Below are 19,294 nucleotides of genomic sequence, written 5' to 3' on the forward strand. Positions count from 1 at the left end.
ATACATGTTATGGGAGAAGAATGCAATACGTTTTCATTTGTCTAGTAGATGGGACATATGTCCTTTTTAAATGTCATAGAATCTCCTATCGTTAGGACAGAATTAGCTTGTATCATCCAATCCGTTCCGTCAATGATGTGGACGTTGGTAATCACAACGAAGGAGCGAGTCACATTGAATCCAATAAAGCTTTGTTTTATCGGTGCAGGATTTCATGCATCTACCAATATCTATCCTTCCGCTATTGAAGCTGGAGCCATTATCCAAGGTATTGCTACCCGTAGTTTGGAGCGCTCCCAAGCCGCTCTTCTTCGCTTCGGCAGCAGAGGACAGGCTTATGACAATGTACACCTTATGCTTGAGCATGAGGACTGTGACGGGGTCGTTGTCGTGGCACAACCCCAGGATCAAGTTACTCTGACGATGGAGTGTATCCGCGCAGGCAAAAACGTCTATGTGGACAAACCACTGGGATGGAATGCAGCAGAAGCCAAGATGGTATCTGACGCAGCCGAGCAAGCTGGAGTGGTGCTCATGGTTGGGTTTATGAAACGTTATGCTCCCGTCTATCTGAAATTAAAAGAGTTGATCGATGGCGGGACACTGGGGAAAGTCCGGTCATTTCAGGTGAGGTTCGCTGTCGATAGCACTCCCTTCTGCAAAGATGAAGAACAGTTCATCAAGCTCGCCGCCATTCATATGGTGGATCTGATGCGCTTCCTCTTCGGTGACATGGTGAAGGTTACGGGTACGACAGTTAGGGATGACGAGCACATCAATCAGAGTATTTCCTTCGTGTTTGAGCAAGGCATCATAGGCAGCGCATATTTTACAGGGATGAGTGCTTGGTCACGTGAGAGTGAACATGTATTAGTGACTTTCGACAACGGATTTGCGTCAGTAGATGAGGTAACTAAACTTACGATTCATTCCTCTCAGACCTTTGATAATCTACCTTGGAAATCTCTAGCGGAGCAGGATATTGTGTACACACCTTCCGCTTCACCTATGTCTGGCACTCACCGAGACCTTTACCTAAGAGGATTCGTCGGGGAGATGGTACACTTTACGGAATGTTGCCGCGATCATTCTTTGCCACATTCTAGTGGTCAAGATAATATTAAAACCATGGCATTATGTGACGCAATCCTTTCGGCACTGATATGACGCTTATACGCTATTCATTAAGTACAATCTGTTGGGCATACCCACACCTATTCAGAAATTATATATCTTTAAACCTTGATGTTTCGCATTGCGAATTTCGGGGTTTTTTTCGTTTTTCCGAGGTCTTACTAGGATACATATCATTCTCATGTATATCATTGCAAGGTTTATAATGTACCTTAACCATGATATGCTGTCATTAGAAGTATACAGTCTATATAAGGTTGTAGTATCAATATAGGTACTGCATAGTCACCCTTATATTGGAGGTGCAATCCATGAAACAGAATTCCGCTAACCTTTGTCCCAAGCCATACGGTTGTTCCGTAGAAGTCACACTTAGTGTCATTGGGGGAAAGTGGAAAGGCGCTATTTTATATCACCTGTTCTCAGGTTCTTTGCGATTCAATGAGTTACGTAAGTTATTCCCCGATATCACACAGCGGATGCTCACTTTGCAGTTAAGAGAGCTCGAAAATAGCGGTATCGTACACCGAGAGGTGTATCCTCAGGTTCCACCTAAAGTGGAATACTCGTTAACCCCTTTTGGTGAAACGTTAAGGCCGATTATTTACAGCATGCGAGACTGGGGAGAACAATACACGAACGAAGTTATCGCCAAATCACAGCAAGCAGAATAAGGAAAGAAGCTGCTCCGTTCACACGAAGCAGCTTCTTTTTTTGTGTTTTATTTTTCTACCGATTGAATGGTGATTGTCCGATTTCGCCCTTCTTCTTTGGCTTGATACAGAGCGGTATCTGCTAAATGAAATAACTCCATCGCTGCCGCTGAATGAATAGGATATTCCGCTATTCCTGCCGATATTGTAACAGTTCGATCGATAGGCATTGCACTATTCTCTACACTAGAACGAATATATTCGGCCACTTGGTAGGCAGTACTTGATTTGGTCTGACGCAGCAGCACGACGAACTCTTCTCCTCCAAAGCGGGAACATACATCCTGAGGTCGTACGGCCTGTCGAATCAGTTCAGCAATATGTTTCAATACGATGTCTCCTGTATGATGTCCATACGTATCGTTAATTGACTTGAATCGATCTATATCGATAACGATAAGAGAAAATGGAATCTCCTCATCGATCCAATGCTGTATGACTTCTTCAAACGTTCTGCGATTTGTCATGCCTGTTAGCACATCCGTTCTAGCATCATACGTTAGCTGATCCGTCTGCTTGCGAAAGCTCGCAAGCGCACCGAGTACGGCTTGTGTAAGAAGGTCAGCCTCGCGATTCCAGTGTGGCTTCATCACAGGTAAGTCTACCTCGCCTTGATCCACCCGGTTAACCAAACCCGCTAGAATGACGAAAGGACTGGCTAGTTTACGAGCAACACGAATGACTATTAGAGTCAAAATCACAAAAGGGACTGATGTATAGATCAGCAACATGCGAATATGATGGCTAAGCTGGTCGAACACAATCTTGGTTGGTGAAACTACCACGACACCCCAGCCGGTAGTTGGAACTTTAGTATAACCTGCAAGTGAATCAAGACCCGACAGATTCTTGTATCTTTCTTTCCCTTGTTGATTATCTAACAATTTATGTACGACCGTATTGTTGCTGATATTCTCACCAATTCGCTCCGTGTCAGGGTGAAATAACAGTGTACCTTTCGCGTCTACGATAAAGAAATAGGAACCGTTACTGGATTTCAACTGACTTCCAAAAGAATGACTTAGAATATTACCCTCTTGCAAATAAATACTCCCACTGACATACCCCTCAAAGGTTTGATTCGAACCAAAAATCGGTTGACTCAAAAATAAAATTCTGCGCTGACTAATTGGCGTAACATAAGGCTCCGATATATAAGGCGTTCTGGAGTGGAGTGCATTCTTAGCTGCCGTAGAGCTGATATGAAGACCCAGTCTGCCTCCCATGGGCGAGACTCCTCTAACAAGTCCCGTTTCATCCACAAGCGTCAAAGAGTTAAAGTAGTTGCTGCTACCCCGAATTAGATCAAGTGCTCCCCCAATTTTAGCAGTGTCTGTGTAGTCTATATCCGAGAACGAATGCGCTGCATAATCCAAGCTGCTCTGCATGGATTGAAACAATGAATCGAGCGTCTGACTCATCTGCGTAGCACTTGAATAATTGCTAGTCAGTGTATTATCGATTAATGACTGCTTCTGAGATGTATAAAAAGATATAAAGATGATGGTCAAAGTCATTAAAACAGCGATGGTAACAAGACCGCCCAATAAGACGGTAAGACTAATTTTCTTCACGTTTCTTATTTTGCTTTTAAATGTTGCTGTTTTGTTCTGTGCGGTCATTATTACTTCCCCCGGTTTTTCTTGAAAAGACATATGTCTACCATTCTATACGAATGATGTTAAGAAGAAATAAAAAGTTTGTGAAGAATTTACAATAACTTGCGATTGAGTGACGATTTAATGAACCCAATTCATTCATTGAATGGATTACGCAGATCAGATCTAATCCTGAATCACATATCCTTCCCCTAGCTCCTGTTCAACAAATCCCGCCATATGTCTGGTCTGAAAGGCAATCGGCTGATCACTAGCTACAAGAATTCTGTTCTGCTGCTCGTCGTCCGTCTCCACAGGCAATGCAAATGAACGCGTATAGACAAATAACTCACATAACGTCGTATGGATTGCATTCACAAGCTGATCATTGCCTGCCCGGCCAAATACATTCAGCATGACCATACCATTTGTTCTCAACTTCTCCTTCACAATCTTAAAAAAAGGGATTGAAATGAGCTGTTTGGGAGTTCCCTCAGCTGTAAAAGCATCAACAACGATATAATCATATGCTCCAGAAGGTTCCTGCTGCAATAAATCACGTCCATCACCTACACTTACATCGTTTCCCGCATAATTAAAGAATGTCCGACTGATTTCTAACACTTCTTCATCAAGCTCTGCTACCTTTACCTGCTTCTCAGACAAATATGTAGGTAACGTACCAATCCCATGTCCAATGATATACACAGATTCATAGTTAGACGCATTCCGTTCCATCAGATGTACCATGGCTCTCGGATATTCCAATACGATTCGTTCAGGGCGGCTCAGATCCATTGCCCCCTGAACAGCTTCATTAGAAAACTCCAACACGCGAAAATGTCCTTGCTCTCCATATAAACGCTTCGTGTCATAGACCTTCAGCTCATGCTGTTCACTTTTATTGCGATACAAAACTCTCACCCATATCCACCCTTCCATCATCTATAAAATACTTATTATAGATCAAATCCCTATATGGCACTAATCTAGTGAACAAAACTAAAAAAACACCGCTCGGATAAGCCTCCCGAAACGGTGTTTTAACGTATACATAAACCTTCGCCTGTATATTTATGATCCAATGGCTTCGTGTAAGGCTTGTACATATGCAACGCCTAGATTAGACAAGGATGTGCTTTTGTGACTAATCCAACCTACATTGATCGTTTCTTCGCATTCTAACGGAACTGGAATAATCTCATTGCCGTTTAAGTCCGCACTAAGCACACCCGTTGAGATCGTATACCCATTCAAGCCAATCAACAGATTGAACAACGTCGCACGGTCATTGACTTGTATGCTCTTTGGATGAGATAACGTGCTTAGAATTTCTTCAGAAAAATGAAACGAATTGTACTCACCTTGGTCGAATGACAGATAAGGATAATCCTGAAGCTGTTCAATCGCAACGGAAGCCTGCTTCGCAAGCGGATTCTGCACACTGATGAAGATATGCGGCTTCGCAGTAAACAGGCTCGTAAATACGAGACCTGCATCCTTCAACAGTTTATTAATCACCTTCGCATTGAACTCATTCAAATAGAGAATGCCAATTTCACTGCGAAGACTTTTGACATCCTGAATGATCTCATACGTTTTCGTTTCCCGTAACGCTAGTTCATACTCCTCCTGACCATATTGCTGAACCAGATGAACAAATGCGTTCACTGCGAATGCATAGTGCTGAGTAGATACTGAAAAATGCTGCGGTGAGGGCTTCGCATTAAGGTAACGATTCTCCAGCAGTTCCGCCTGCTCCACGACTTGGCGCGCATAACTTAGAAATTCCACGCCTTCTTTAGATAGAGAGATGCCCTTATTAGTTCGTTCAAAGATCGTAATTCGCAGTTCCTGTTCCAAGTCACGGATCGCATTCGACAGACTCGGCTGGGAAATAAACAAACGTTTGGCCGCTTCATTCATGGAACCACGTGTGGCAACCTCAATTACATATTTTAATTGTTGTAGTGTCAACGTTTCACCCCTTTCTTTCTAAATCAACTGGTAGAGCAATACTCTCCTCTTCCCAACGCACCAAATTCCAAGGACTGTCTGTTCGTTCCAGCAAAGGTTCGATAAGCGAGAAGTGCTCCAACGCCTCGCCTTCATCCAACTCTTCATAGCCATACTGACGTCCTATAAGGTAAGCAATCGCGAAGTCTGTCCAGCTTGAATACTCCTGTTGAATTCGTTGCGCCATCTCATACATAAACGCCCATGCTGTCTCATCATCGACATAACCAATCTGCATCGCCATTCGAGTGATCGATATTGCCCTTCCCCAATCCCAAGCATTTATCGTTGCTGCACTCAGACGACTGTCATAAAACTGAATAATTTGAAATTGAATTCTTTCCTTCTCGTCTTCCAAACTAAGAATATAGTTCTCCTGCTCTTGATGAGTCATGACAGACAATAGTGCCCTACGTTGATCAAATTTATCATGATGTCCACTTCCTTCACGAAAACTTTCCATTTGCCGGCGGAACGATTCATGATCTTGAATATTCCAGCCTCTTTCGAACATCTCTATTACACCTTCCCGTTTCCCTTCCAATAAATCAAGATCATACCCTGAGTTGAAATCCAAACCATTCGCCTCAAGTAAGATGGCTCCTGCTGCCAATGTCCACTGTTGTCTTGCATCAAGCAAAGAATGCATCGTTGAATACCTCCACGTTATAATACGGTCTAAGCTCTTCATCATTCAAAAGATCCGGGAATTGCAGAGGTTCCGTTTGTTTCAATCCCCCCTGGAATAGATTAAACTTCAACTTATTGAACCAGGCTCCACGCTGACTCAGACGTTCTTCGATATCCTGAAGACGTGCAATATAATCGGCATGATGCGGTCGATCTGCCACAGCCTCTCTTGCATAAGCAAGTGCTTGCTCTCCTTGTCCAAGATGCATATAGGTTAGGCTCAGCAAACTACAGGTATCCCCTCGTAAACCAAATTCGTATGCACGAGTGAGCATTTTGCGAGCGACATCGTATTTCCGCGCTTCATATAAGTGTAATCCACCATAAAAATAGCTGTAACCGTCAATCTTAGTAGGTTCTACCGTTTTATAATAATGCACGATTGCAGTGTCTAGCTCTTCCCACCGTTTCTGTTCCGCCAAGATACGAACCATCTGCAGAAGTGCCCATGGATTCTGAGGCTCTTTATTTTGGATCTTTCGAATCCATACTGCTGCTTGCTCAAATTTGCGTTCTGCAAGCAGACAGATGGCAATCATTTTAGGTAACATGGAGGCATCCAATAATTCATGATGAAGAGCCAAGTAGAAATCATGAGCAACGCTCCAGTTTTTTCGAGCAAAATATAAATCTGCTGCCAAACCAAGAGCCTCTTCTTTATATGATGAATCACCTGAATTCAAATAGAGTTCGATCGTGGACAATGTAAGGTCAATTTGGCTCTGTCTTTGATAGGTTTTGAACAGGTAATACAATGCAGATGGCATATCCTCCATCTTCAAACATGCTTGGAAACACGCAATAGCTTCTTCTAATCTGTCAATATTCATATACGAGATGCCTAAATAGTAATAGAGACTAGCACTTTCATTACCTTCTTGCATATACGTCTCAAAGCATGTTGCAGCCTCTTCATATTGTTCTAAACTATAGTAACTGAACGCCAATCCATAATTGTATCTTGTATGACCGTTCAATGATCTTACCTGCAAATAATGATCTACAGACTGTTCATTCTGGTCTAACATTCGATAGGCTTCACCAAGATAATAATAGACTTCCGGCACTTCTGGCATATATTCTTTCAGAATTAAACCATCTGGTATCATATGCTCATAATGGTCGAGATCATAATTGACTTTTGTGCGTAAATACAAAGCTTCTGTATAGACAACAGCTTGCGTATTGGCAATTTCTATAGCCTGATTGAGGTAGGTTAGAGCAAGATTGAGATCCACTTCATATGCGATCTGGGCAGCCGAAAACCAAGCGTTACTGCTTAACTGCACCTTGGGATCAAATCCTTCAAACATGGACAACACCTTGTCTGATCGTTTCCTTAAAAGATAAAGCTCGATCAGCTCCTCAATCTGCTCCGTTACAGGGAATCGAGTATCTTGAAGCTCAGCTTCCAAACTTGCAATGCGTACTAGCTCATATTCATTTCGAACTTGCCATAGTCGAGTACGTAGTTCAAGATCCGCTGGGAAGCGTTCTAACGCTGCTTGATATAAATCGATAACCTCACGATTGCGTCCCAATAGAGCCAGACATTGTGCTGCAGACGATAGTGCTGGACTGTAGATCACCGGCTCCGCAGCTTCCGATAATTGCATGTTTATAGATAATGCTTCTTCCGTGTGCCCAGTCTTCAGTAACATGTCTGCCAAGTGACGCAGAATTTGAGGGTCATCGGGAGATATAACGGCCAGTCTTGAATACATATGGAGTGCGGTCTCCCAGTCCTCCACGTTGATCGAATATCTTCCAATTAAACGTAACAATACCGGATCTTGTTCGTACAGCTCGTATGCTCTGCCCAGCATCTCATGCGCAATATTCAAGTCTTGGTGGATAAGTGCCCGCCTTGCATATTCACGGAGATATAAATATTCATCTATCGGCAGCCCCTCTGCAACAGCCTGTTGCAAGTGTTCAAGCTGCAGATCGTAGGGGCTATGACACTGGTAATGAACATGACTAAGGAACGATGAAGAGAATCGCTCGTTTAGCTGAAATTCATTGTCTGTCCATTCAAATGTCTCATCCAGCAACCTCCATACCGAGATTGGCAGCCAGTTACGTTCACTCAGAACCATTAACAATTCCGTATGCAAAATCTCCCGAACCTGTATACTCCAAAATCGTTCGTCTTCCACAAGCTGCAACCATAGGTCATATCGAATACGAGAATCAAAATCATCGTAAAGCTTAATCATTCTATCTATGAAATGCTTCACAGCTTCTACGACTGGATCTTCCTGCTTCAGAGTGCCTATTGGCAGGTCTTCAATATGTATATCTTGTGATGGATCTGCTCCAACTTCTGTGATGTGATCTGCATAATCTGTACGGTCATTCTCTAATTGAGTATCTGTGGTTGAAGCAATCATGCCCGTTGATGCCATCTTTCTAGCTTGCTCATAGGCTGCTCGAAGCTTCTTAAAGCCTTCTGGATTGTCTTCGGGATGATTATGTTTCAATTGTGACGTGTACGCCTTCCTAATTGCGCTCAAATCTTCGGTAGGTTCAATGCCGAGTATGCCCCAGTAGTCCATGATGTTGTTCCCTTCTATTCTAGAATTCTTATCAATCCATAGTTTGCTTTCTACATACTAGCGCTAAACTCGCTATAATCCTTCCTTAATATATCATATTCGGAATGAACATAATCGACGAGCTCTTCTTCATAGGTGTAAGAAAGACATCGCGAGTAGATGAATATGAGCTTCATAGGGTTCGTCTCCATGCGCACACTCCAAGGAGGTATTGTAGATTATGAGCAAAGGAACACAAAAGCATGGTAAACCATTCATTGTACCCCAGCCGATACGCAAGGATGGTGCAGGCGGACCGGATCGTGGGCCCCGTGATGTGATGAGAGATCTGCAAAATCCGGATATGCTCGTACCTCCATCCACAGATAACGGATTGTTACCCAATCTGAGAATGTCTTTCTCTGATACACATATGCAATTGAATCATGGCGGATGGTCACGCGAGATCACGGTTCGGGATCTTCCTATTGCAACGACACTTGCAGGCGTTAATATGAGCCTCACCCCTGGAGGCGTAAGGGAGCTTCACTGGCATCAACAATCGGAATGGGCTTATATGATTCTAGGTACCGCACGAATTACATCCGTTGATCAGAACGGTCGCAACTTTATTGCTGATGTTGGTCCAGGGGATCTATGGTTTTTCCCCAAGGGTGTACCTCATTCCATTCAAGGACTAGACGAAGGCTGTGAATTTTTACTCGTATTTGATGATGGAGCCTTCTCAGATCTCAACACACTATCCATTTCCGATTGGTTTGCACACACACCGAAGGACGTATTGTCTCTGAATTTCGGTGTATCTGAAGCCGCATTTGAAGGCATGCCGGTAGAGCAGGTGTATATTTTTCAAGATCAGGTTCCCGGTTCTCTCGCAAGTCAGGAAGTACAGTCACCCTACGGAACCGTTCCTCTGTCCTTCAAGCATCGTTTGTTAGCTCAGACACCGGTCATCACTCCTGGAGGAAGTGTGCGGATTGTAGATTCGAGCAACTTCCCCATCTCCACAACGGTAGCAGCCGCACTGGTTGAGATTAAGCCTGGAGGCATGCGTGAACTTCATTGGCACCCCAATGCAGATGAATGGCAATATTATTTGACTGGGCAAGGGCGAATGACTGTTTTTGGAGGCAATGGTATTGCGCGTACATTTGACTATCGGGCTGGGGATGTAGGGTATGTTCCTGTAGCCATGGGGCATTATATCCAGAATACGGGTAAGGACACACTATGGTTTTTGGAGATTTTCAGAAGCGATCGTTTCGAAGATATTTCACTTAATCAATGGATGGCATTAACCCCACGGGAGCTGGTTCGGGATAATCTGAACGCTTCTACTGAATTGCTCAATGCTTTACGTAAACAGAAATGGCCTGTCGTCTAAACGATCGATATTATTTTTTAGATTAGAAATTATTGGGTAAAGAAGAGAGAAATCAACTTTAAGGAGGAATTTTGCAATGAGAGCTGTTACGTTTCAAGGTATTAAGGATATTCAGGTGAAGCAGGTTGAAGATCCACGTTTGGAACAAAAGGATGACATTATCGTTCGCATTACCTCCACCGCCATATGTGGGTCTGATCTTCATATCTATCAGGGAGCCCTTCCTGCTCAGAAAGATTACGTTATTGGCCATGAACCGATGGGGATTGTGGAAGAGGTTGGTCCCGAAGTAACGAAGGTAAAAAAAGGAGATCGCGTCGTCTTGCCTTTTAACGTCTCCTGCGGAGAGTGTTTCTATTGCAACCACGACATGGAGAGTCAATGCGATAATTCCAATGGGAATCCGGAAATTCATACCGGTGGTTATCTCGGTTTTACCGATCGTTATGGGAACTATCCCGGAGGGCAGGCAGAACTTCTGCGTGTACCTTATGGGAATTTCATGCCATTTGTCATTCCTGAATCGTGTGAACTGGAGGATGAGGCACTACTGTTCTTATCCGATGTGCTCCCCACGGCATACTGGAGTGTAGAGAACGCTGGCGTCAAACCTGGGGATACCGTTACTGTGCTAGGAAGTGGCCCCATCGGGCTCATGACACAGAAATTCGCTTGGATGAAGGGTGCTAAGCGAGTGATCGCTGTGGATCGTCTTCCCTACCGACTGGACAAGGCCAAACGCATGAATGATGCAGAAGTGTACAATTTCGAAGAGTATGATGATATGGGCGAGTACATCCGTGAAATCACTCAGGGAGGCACTGACGTTGTCATTGACTGTGTGGGTATGGACGGCAAAAAATCAACACTTGAGGAAATTGGCCAAAAGCTTAAACTTCATGGCGGTTCCCTCGGAGCCATTGAGATTGGCATGAAGGCCGTGCGGAAATTCGGTACACTTCATCTTACCGGCGTCTACGGTTCCTCCTACAACATGTTCCCTCTAGGGAATCTGTTCGAACGAAACATTAATATTAAAATGGGACAAGCTCCCGTTATTCACTATATGCCAGAACTATTCCGCAAAATTACTGCTGGGGAATTCGATCCAACGGAAATCATTTCCCACCGCATTGCGCTAGAAAATGCCAGCGAAGCCTACAAAATCTTCAATGATCATGAAGACGAATGCACCAAAGTCATTTTAAAACCGTAACTCAGATGTACGTTAAGGTAGATCATTAAGTATAAACTCCATCCCCAAATAGGTGGATGCCCCGTACACAGATGATGGGCACGTCTACCTATTTGTTTGGGGAAATTAAAATAAACAACTACCTATGACTGCACTCAAACTATGGTGACCGTGTATAGCCGTTGAATAGACCTCTCTACAACTACTGAGGTTTACGAGCCTGAATATACACACTTTCTCCCTCAAAGCTCAACAGGCTCCCATCCTCTGACTTCTCAAGCTTAAAGTACTTGTGAATCTGATCTTCAGCATGTAACATGCTCACTTCCAGCTCTCTCATCGCCTGTGCTGGCAATGCAGCACGCTCACACCAATCCGTAAACTGGAAAGGCTTCTCAAAGGTCACCATAGCGTCGATCCGGAAGCCTGCCTTATCCAGCATCGAGATCCATTCTGATTTACGCCAAGCACGACCATGACTTGGATCACGCCATTTCTCAATATCGTTATAAAAAAGGTCATACACATCGCTTTCAGGTGCAACGTTATCAATGAGCAGCAACTTGCCGCCTGGCTTCAAGACCCGTAATGATTCATTAACGAAAGCAACAACGTTTGGAAAGTGATGTGCAGCAATCCGGGAGGTTACGCGATCAAAGGTATTGTCTGAGAAGGGAAGTTGCTCCGCATCGCCTGCTACAAAATTAACATTGGTGTGTCCGTTCCCGTGGATAAATTGCTGTGCTACCTGCAACATTTCCTCGGTTAGATCTAATGCAGTCACTTGGCTCACAAGCGGTGCCAACGCATTTGCAACGTGTCCCCCACCTGTAGCAATATCAAGTACGTTCATCGAAGAGTTCACTTCGGAGGATGCAACCAACCATGCTAGATCCTCACCTTTGGCATGTCGAGCACTTGTGACATATTTGTACGCATTACTAGCAAATTGCTTTTGAACCTGTCCTTTAATCTCATTAGACATAAAATCTTTCTCCTCCGTTCCATTTGATCTAACTTCCTCGAAATTTAAACTTTAATGCATTTTCTTTTGTTTTATCATTTCGTTAGTTTCACTATACGAAACTATGTTTCATTAATTCGCCATTAAATCATAACATATCCCTGAATGAAGTAACAATCAAAAAAAAGAGCATCTTCCGAGTAAACGTCACTCAGAAAATGCTCTTATCTTGATTCATAACTTATGATTGAATTTTATTTATTATACGACCTTAGGCAATTTCGACTTCCACAATCCCAGAATGAGACCCGAGATCACTGCACCAATCGCTACTGCAAGTAGGAACAACAGGGCGTGGTTTGCCAAAAATGCAACGAAGATTCCTCCGTGTGGAGCCGGCACGTTAATACTCCATAATTGTGTCAGTCCACCCGCAACAGCTGAACCAAGGATACAGGATGTCAGTACACGAAGCGGATCTGCAGCTGCAAAAGGAATCGCACCTTCTGTAATGAACGAGAAGCCCAGTACATAGTTCGTCAAACCAGATTTACGTTCTTGATCTGTAAACTTAGATTTGAAGAATGTTGTTGCCAGAGCGATTGCCAGTGGCGGTACCATCCCGCCTGCCATAACAGCAGCCATCCAAGCACCATCTGTGTTGCCACTGGATGTGAAGACACCAATTGCAAAGGTATATGCTGCTTTATTGAATGGTCCACCCATATCAATGGACATCATGCCACCGAGCAGCAAGCCAAGCAATACCGCATTACCTGTACCAATATTGCCAAGTGCATCGACAAGCCATGTGTTCAAAGAACCGAAGATTGGATCAAAGATATAGTAACTCACTGCACCAACGATCAACAGACCAAGCACAGGGTACAACAGAATTGGTTTCAAACCATCAATAGCTTTTGGCAATCCTTTGAGTGCTTTGCGCAGCCCAATGATGACATAACCTGCAAGGAAACCGGCAGCAAGTCCGCCAAGGAAACCAGCATTAGAGTTCACGGCCATCAAACCACCGACCATACCTGGCATTAACGCTGGACGATCACCGATACTCATCGCGATAAAACCAGCTAGAACAGGGATTAAGAAGTGGAATGCACCTGTGCCCCCACCGATTGTTTGCAACAATTGTACAAGCGGGTTTTCCGGGCTTGCAATTTGCTCAATCAGGAAGGAAATTGCCAGCAGGATACCGCCACCCACGACGAATGGAAGCATGTGAGAGATCCCGTTCATCAGGTCTTTATAGATTTTGCTACCTACACTCATTTTACCTGCTGTGGCTTCGTCATTCTTACCTGCTGCACCCTGACTACGATAGATCGGTGCATCGCCGTTAACGGCCTTACGGATCAGTTCTTCGGATTTGCGGATACCGTCACTTACAGGTCTTTGCAGAACTGGCTTCCCATCAAAGCGAGCCATCTCTACATTTTTGTCTGCTGCCACGATAACGCCTTTGGCACGTGCAATTTCATCAGCTGTCAGAACGTTCTGAGCACCTTCAGAACCATTCGTCTCTACTCGAATGTTAATGCCCATCTCTTGCGCTTTTTTCTTAAGTGCGTCTTCTGCCATAAACGTGTGAGCGATCCCCGTTGGACACGCCGTAACTGCAACGACAAAGTCTTCGGAGTTAGCATTTCCAACGATCACACCAGAGGTTTGCTCTTTGTTAGCTGATGCAGTAGCTGCCGCTGCAGCCGCCTTCTCTGCTTTTGCTTTCTCCTTAGCTTCCTCTTTCTTCGCCTCTTCAGCTTGCTTAGCATCGAACAACGCGCTAACTTCTGCCGGTGTATCCGTGCTCATCAACTGCGAGATGAAATCGCTATCAATCAACAACCTGGAAAGTGCAGCAAGTGTACGCAGATGAGTATTACCCGCACCTTCTGGTGCAGCAATCATGAAAAATACATGAGCAGGTTCGTCATCAAGAGCAGCAAAGTCAAGACCTTTACGGCTTTTTGCAAATACAACCGTTGGTTCATTGACTGCGGATGTTTTGGCATGTGGCATAGCGATACCGCCACCAATTCCGGTGCTAGATTCAGCTTCACGTTTATAGATCATCTCTTTGAACAAAACAGGATCGTTGATTCGTCCACTTTTGTTCAGACTGGCAATCAATTCATCAATTGCTTCATCCTTTGTTGTAGCTTGTAAATCCATGATCATCGTTTCTTGGATCATTAGATCTGTTATTTTCATTTTGGTACACTCCCTTAGGTTCAGTCGACCTGCATTCGCAGGCCGATCATGTATACAATGTAAGCCTTCTATAATTCAACTACAGTTTAGTAATGCTGACTTGCGTGCGTAATTCATCGATAAGCTCTCTCGTCGCAAGATCATCAGAGAACGCAGTAGCACTTCCAGATGCAACACCTGTACGAAAAGCTTCAAGCAGATCCCCGTTCAAAACGTAAGTACCCACAAATCCGCCAATCATGGAATCTCCAGCACCTACCGAGTTTCTGACAACGCCTTTAGGAACATTGGCATGATGAACTTCTTCCTGTGTAATGAATAATGCTCCTTCGCCGGCCATGGAAATAAGTACATGCTTGGCGCCTGCTTCTAGTAGTCTGCGACCATAGGTTATGAGTTCTTCTCGAGTTTCAATCGTTACGCCGAACAGTTCTGCAAGTTCATGATGATTCGGCTTCACAAGCAACGGTTCATGGACAAGAGCATCCATTAATGCCTTACCTGTCGTATCAATGACGAATTCAGCGCCAGCTTGTTTACATACCTTGATCAAACGATCATAAAAATCAGACCCCAGCGCAGGTGGAACACTTCCCGACAGAATTACGATATCCCCTTGCTGCAGTCCTGACATCTTCTGAAGCAATTGTTCTGACTCTTCAGAGCTAATCGCAGGTCCAAGTCCGTTGATCTCTGTCTCTTCACCATGCTTCAACTTAATATTGATGCGTGTATCATCTGCAATGGTAACAAAGTCCGTACGGATTGCTTCTTCCTGCAATCGATCATTAATGAAACGTCCTGTGAATCCACCAAGGAATCCAAATGCTGTGTTCGTGGCACCAAGCTGATTAAGAATGCGTGATACGTTAATGCCTTTACCACCCGGAAGTTTCAAGTCCCGGTTCATTCGATTCAGTCCACCAAGTTTCAGATCATGCACTTCCACGATATAATCGATGGAAGGATTAAGTGTTAACGTATATATCATGTTATCCCTCGATTATTTTAGTTTTCTGGGCGATTAAGTGCCGCCAGTGTTCTGGTACCTGCTCCGTAATCAGATCTGCCTCTTCCAAATCAAACAATTTGGCAAAAGTAATTTCCCCGATTTTGCTGGAGTCAGCCAGTACGTAAGATTTCCCCGACAACTGATGTGCACGCCTTTTAATCAAGGCTTCCTCCGGATCGGGAGTTGTATACCCCATTTCGGCATCTACCCCGTTCGTTCCAAGGAAACATTTATCGAAGCGGAAGTTATCCATGTTCTGTAACGCAATACTACCAATCACAGCTTTTGTATGGATTTTCATCATGCCGCCTAGCAGGTAGCTTCGAATCCGCTTGCTTACCAAGGCTTCCACATGAGATAGTCCATTTGTCACAACGGTGACATCCTTTGCTTCAATAAACGGAATCATAGCAAGGGTTGTTGTCCCTGCATCGAGATAGACACATTCGCCATTTTGGATCTCCTGTGCGGCCAAACGAGCAATCGTCACCTTTTGTTGGATGTTTTTGAACGTTTTTTCTTCCATACCAGGTTCCAATGACTTCTCATTGACCAATGCAGCGCCGCCATGAATTCGTTTGAGCATTTGACGACTTTCCAAATCGATAAGATCACGTCTGATTGTTGATTCAGAGGCTCCAAGCACATCAACAAGCTCCTGTAACTTCACAATTCCCTGTAAATGTAAGCGCTCTATAATTGCAGCATATCGTTCTTCAGTCAGCATCTTCATTCCTCCAACTGCTTCTATAGTATCATAAATCCAGTAAAAAACAATCATTTTCATTCAAAATAATTTATAAACCTTCAAAAACATGCAATTTTCGACGTTATAACCTTTCAATATTGAACCACATTAACCCGAAACGTTCAAATTCATTCAAATGCTAATTATAGATTCTATATTAAAACGATAAAAATCCTGAAATGCAACATTCTGCTGCACTACAGGATCTCCCTTTATCCATTCATCTGCGGTTTCGGCTTAAGCCACTGCCCTTCTTCATTGATGAACGCACCTTTATAACGCCCCATCTCTAGTTGCTCGATCAGCTTACCCTCATCTATTGCCAAAATCTCTGCCAACTGGGCTGAAGTGTAATATTGATTCGGATCGTAGTTTATTAGTATAGGCACAGCCGTGTCATATAATTCTCTGATTAAATTCTCAAACGAATTACGCCCAAGGTTCTCCATATTCTTGAAATCATTCAAGTGTTGAGACACCAGATTGTGAAACGACTTATTCCCCAGATTCATCCATACGGTATTACATGCCTGCACACTCATATAGTTCTTCTCTACATCAAAAAATTGAACCTCTTCAATCTTCATGAACCTTTCTTGAAAAGCAACGATCTTAATCAAGGGTACATTACGCTGCCGTGAAGCTTTTTTTATATGTGCTCTAAATTGTTCATAACTCATCTCAACTTCAACCATATCTACTACAACCACCTGCCTTCTAACATGTTCCAATCGACATTTTACAACAAATCGTCGGGAAGTGTAATCTTTTCGCACAAAAAAAAGCAAAAAAACGTATGCTCATGCCTGCGCACACGTTTCGTATACTCAACCGAAAGTATTCTGGAGTTGTTGGAAATTATTTAACAATCTAAGTCTCAAACAGACCTAAACCAATCTGCGAATGTGCCTACAGTGTTAATAGGTGCTCATTTCAGCGCAGCATTCTCTGCCTATGTGGCTGTAAACTCTTGCTCATTATAAGCAAAAAAACGTTGTAATATCGTGTCTCGATCATCCATAAATAGTTGATCCGCTATGGACGATACTAACTTGGGGATGGCACTTCTGGTTCCCGATATAGCCGACGCGGATAAGCCGCAACTTGCCAGTGCAGAATAATTAAACACAAAGAGTCCGTGTAACTGAGAAGCTCCCTCCTCATCTCGACTTGTCAACGCAAAGCCTGCAGTTAAATAAGGATGGGCATCAAGTAAAGCATTCCGATGTTCTACAGGTGGCTCATACCGGTCTGCCCAGCGTGCAATATGTCCTTCCACTAATCGCAGCTCTGGACGAAGAGCCGGATCACTAAGTAAGCCTGTGCTAATCACAAGAAAATCAAACGAAAAGGTATCTTGCTCCGTTGTAACAATTGCTTTATCATTTTGAGCCTCGACTTGCTGCCACGGTGAGTTCAGATGCAGTCTGAATCCTGGCCAGACCGCTGCTCGATTGAACGTATCATTCGTTGGCGGCTGATTAAATTTTAAAAAATGGGAGATAACTGCATATTTATCTGACGTAGACAGGGCATGGAAGCGTTCAATCATCCCCGACTGTTCCATCTGACGAATCGGATTCACGCGCGGAAGCTGTTCTCGTCGTACAAATACATGAGCTTCTGCCACACCAGCAGCAAGCGCATAACTCGCATTATCAAAAGCGGAGGCACCACCGCCAAGCACAGCAATCTTTTTCCCCTTTAATCGTTCAAAATCAATCGTTTCAGAAGTATGTGCATACAGCTCCCGAGGTAGCTTATCCGCAATCATCGGCGGCACATGCCACTCACCGCCACCTTGTATTCCAGTCGCGAGCACAACCTTACGTGCAAAAAGGAAATCCTTCGTTCCTGCTCTATTCACCTGAAGTCGATATATACCATGCTCCATAGGCTCAATAAGTGTCAATTTCGCCTCATTCATCACCGGCAGTTTCAGTACTTCCCGGTACCAGCGTAAATAGTTCATCCAATCTCCTCGAGGAATTTTGTCTACCTCTTCCCAGCCCTCACGCCCAGTCTGCGCCTCCCACCAGGAACGAAAGGTTAATGACGGGATGCCCAGATCAATGGAGGTCAGATGTTTGGGTGTTCGTAACGTAACCATTCGTGCATAAGTCTCCCAAGGCCCTTCGAATCCAGCTACATTCTCGTCAATAACAACAATGTTGGAGATTCGTTCACGAAGAAGTCCAAACGCAGCTCCTAGTCCACTCTGCCCCCCGCCCACAATGACAACATCGTAGACATGGCCTTCTGTATGTTGTTTTGCACATGTCCAGTCCGCACCACCATAAGATAAATAAGCAAGATCATGCATAACACGTTCATTCAATGCTTCAAGGCTCACAACTCATCAACCCTCTCCTGGTACCCTTATGAACTATTTTCCGATCGTTTTTTATTGTTAGTTTTCTGTCAGTTCACTTTTTCATTGTCAGTTTATTGTTCATTCATTGTTCGTTTTGTTGATAATTTCGTCACTTCTCATGTCCTTATGGAAATAGATTAGCGTTATTATATGAGTTGTGAAGCTTCATTTGAAGTTGATGGAAGATTTCTTGTCATCCATTCTAAAAACAACAAGCATACTTGTTAAATTACACGAAACTCCACTTATTGAGGTGCTTGGTGATTTATGTACTTTTCCTGTTTAAACGTGAAGGTATAGAAACAAAAAAGACAAATCAAGAATTTACCTTGATCTGTCTTTATAATGAATCTATTGCTCCGCCTGTTTACGGCGCTGCACTTTTTCAATAATTAATTTCTCAGGTGTCACGTCATTGCCCAGTGGATCCACAACGGACACGCCTAACATGGTTGTAAGTACTTGACCTCGAATTGCCTGCAAATACTGCTTTCTCAACTCTTGCTGCTCTAATTCTTCTGCTTGCGTCAGTCCGATACTGCTGCGTTGTTTTCTACTTAATTCGTTGATGCGTCCCAAAATAGGAATCATGACATTCACCTCACTTTTGTTACTGCAATGTTCAAACAGATATTTCGAATATCTTCAAACTAAGTTAATACATCTTTACGATTTTGTCTAT

16 protein-coding genes are annotated in these 19,294 nt (G+C 43.7%); 4 read left to right on the plus strand and 12 right to left on the minus strand.

Annotated elements, in window-relative coordinates; all coding sequences use genetic code 11:
* The first annotated feature begins 174 nt into the window (after nucleotides 1–174).
* On the plus strand, nucleotides 175–1,167 hold the full coding sequence (locus tag MH215_RS09150) for a Gfo/Idh/MocA family protein (protein ID WP_239289767.1): 993 nt from the start codon (nucleotides 175–177) through the stop codon (nucleotides 1,165–1,167).
* A 278-nt stretch (nucleotides 1,168–1,445) separates the two neighbouring features.
* Nucleotides 1,446–1,808: a winged helix-turn-helix transcriptional regulator gene (locus tag MH215_RS09155; protein ID WP_056695373.1), complete on the plus strand. Its 363-nt coding sequence runs from the start codon at nucleotides 1,446–1,448 to the stop codon at nucleotides 1,806–1,808.
* A 47-nt stretch (nucleotides 1,809–1,855) separates the two neighbouring features.
* Here MH215_RS09155 and MH215_RS09160 read toward each other — a convergent pair whose 3' ends face one another.
* The 5 genes from MH215_RS09160 to MH215_RS09180 form a co-directional block, all read right to left on the minus strand.
* Complete coding sequence (locus MH215_RS09160; protein WP_239289768.1) at nucleotides 1,856–3,469, minus strand: sensor domain-containing diguanylate cyclase; 1,614 nt, start codon at nucleotides 3,467–3,469, stop codon at nucleotides 1,856–1,858.
* A gap of 162 nt (nucleotides 3,470–3,631) precedes the next feature.
* Complete coding sequence (locus MH215_RS09165) at nucleotides 3,632–4,369, minus strand: spermidine synthase (RefSeq protein WP_239289769.1); 738 nt, start codon at nucleotides 4,367–4,369, stop codon at nucleotides 3,632–3,634.
* A 150-nt stretch (nucleotides 4,370–4,519) separates the two neighbouring features.
* Entirely contained in the window at nucleotides 4,520–5,422 is a 903-nt protein-coding gene (locus MH215_RS09170; RefSeq protein WP_239289770.1) for a LysR family transcriptional regulator, read from the minus strand.
* Between the two features lie 4 nt (nucleotides 5,423–5,426).
* Entirely contained in the window at nucleotides 5,427–6,110 is a 684-nt protein-coding gene (locus MH215_RS09175; RefSeq protein ID WP_239289771.1) for a DUF1266 domain-containing protein, read from the minus strand.
* Entirely contained in the window at nucleotides 6,094–8,709 is a 2,616-nt protein-coding gene (locus tag MH215_RS09180; protein WP_239289772.1) for a J domain-containing protein, read from the minus strand. Before MH215_RS09180 ends, MH215_RS09175 begins: the two co-directional genes overlap by 17 nt.
* A gap of 220 nt (nucleotides 8,710–8,929) precedes the next feature.
* Between MH215_RS09180 and MH215_RS09185 the strand changes: the two genes are divergently transcribed.
* Both MH215_RS09185 and MH215_RS09190 read left to right on the plus strand, forming a co-directional pair.
* Nucleotides 8,930–10,093 carry an oxalate decarboxylase family bicupin gene (locus MH215_RS09185; RefSeq protein ID WP_239289774.1) on the plus strand — a complete coding sequence of 388 codons (1,164 nt, stop codon included), beginning with the start codon at nucleotides 8,930–8,932 and terminating at the stop codon, nucleotides 10,091–10,093.
* Nucleotides 10,094–10,169: 76 nt separating this feature from the next.
* Nucleotides 10,170–11,309, plus strand: coding sequence for a zinc-dependent alcohol dehydrogenase (locus MH215_RS09190; RefSeq protein ID WP_056695385.1), 1,140 nt, complete (start codon nucleotides 10,170–10,172; stop codon nucleotides 11,307–11,309).
* A 181-nt stretch (nucleotides 11,310–11,490) separates the two neighbouring features.
* Here MH215_RS09190 and MH215_RS09195 read toward each other — a convergent pair whose 3' ends face one another.
* The 7 genes from MH215_RS09195 to MH215_RS09225 all read right to left on the minus strand — a co-directional run bounded on the left by MH215_RS09195 (nucleotide 11,491) and on the right by MH215_RS09225 (nucleotide 19,203).
* Nucleotides 11,491–12,273 (minus strand): class I SAM-dependent methyltransferase, encoded by a 783-nt coding sequence (locus MH215_RS09195; RefSeq protein ID WP_239289776.1) that lies wholly within the window; start codon nucleotides 12,271–12,273, stop codon nucleotides 11,491–11,493.
* 240 nt (nucleotides 12,274–12,513) lie between these two features.
* The gene (locus MH215_RS09200; protein ID WP_239289778.1) at nucleotides 12,514–14,478 is read right to left on the minus strand and encodes a PTS fructose transporter subunit IIABC; all 1,965 of its coding nucleotides are present in this window, start codon (nucleotides 14,476–14,478) and stop codon (nucleotides 12,514–12,516) included.
* A gap of 79 nt (nucleotides 14,479–14,557) precedes the next feature.
* Nucleotides 14,558–15,469 (minus strand): 1-phosphofructokinase, encoded by a 912-nt coding sequence (pfkB, locus tag MH215_RS09205; RefSeq protein WP_239289780.1) that lies wholly within the window; start codon nucleotides 15,467–15,469, stop codon nucleotides 14,558–14,560.
* Nucleotide 15,470: 1 nt separating this feature from the next.
* Nucleotides 15,471–16,217: a DeoR/GlpR family DNA-binding transcription regulator gene (locus MH215_RS09210; RefSeq protein WP_239289782.1), complete on the minus strand. Its 747-nt coding sequence runs from the start codon at nucleotides 16,215–16,217 to the stop codon at nucleotides 15,471–15,473.
* A 233-nt stretch (nucleotides 16,218–16,450) separates the two neighbouring features.
* Nucleotides 16,451–16,933 carry a hypothetical protein gene (locus MH215_RS09215; protein WP_056695395.1) on the minus strand — a complete coding sequence of 161 codons (483 nt, stop codon included), beginning with the start codon at nucleotides 16,931–16,933 and terminating at the stop codon, nucleotides 16,451–16,453.
* Nucleotides 16,934–17,190: 257 nt separating this feature from the next.
* Entirely contained in the window at nucleotides 17,191–18,591 is a 1,401-nt protein-coding gene (locus MH215_RS09220) for an NAD(P)-binding domain-containing protein (protein WP_343224549.1), read from the minus strand.
* Nucleotides 18,592–18,963: 372 nt separating this feature from the next.
* Nucleotides 18,964–19,203, minus strand: coding sequence for a DUF896 domain-containing protein (locus MH215_RS09225; RefSeq protein WP_239289785.1), 240 nt, complete (start codon nucleotides 19,201–19,203; stop codon nucleotides 18,964–18,966).
* Nucleotides 19,204–19,294 lie beyond the last annotated feature (91 nt).

The organism is Paenibacillus sp. ACRSA (assembly GCF_022346845.1).
Taxonomy (GTDB): Bacteria; Bacillota; Bacilli; order Paenibacillales; family Paenibacillaceae; genus Paenibacillus.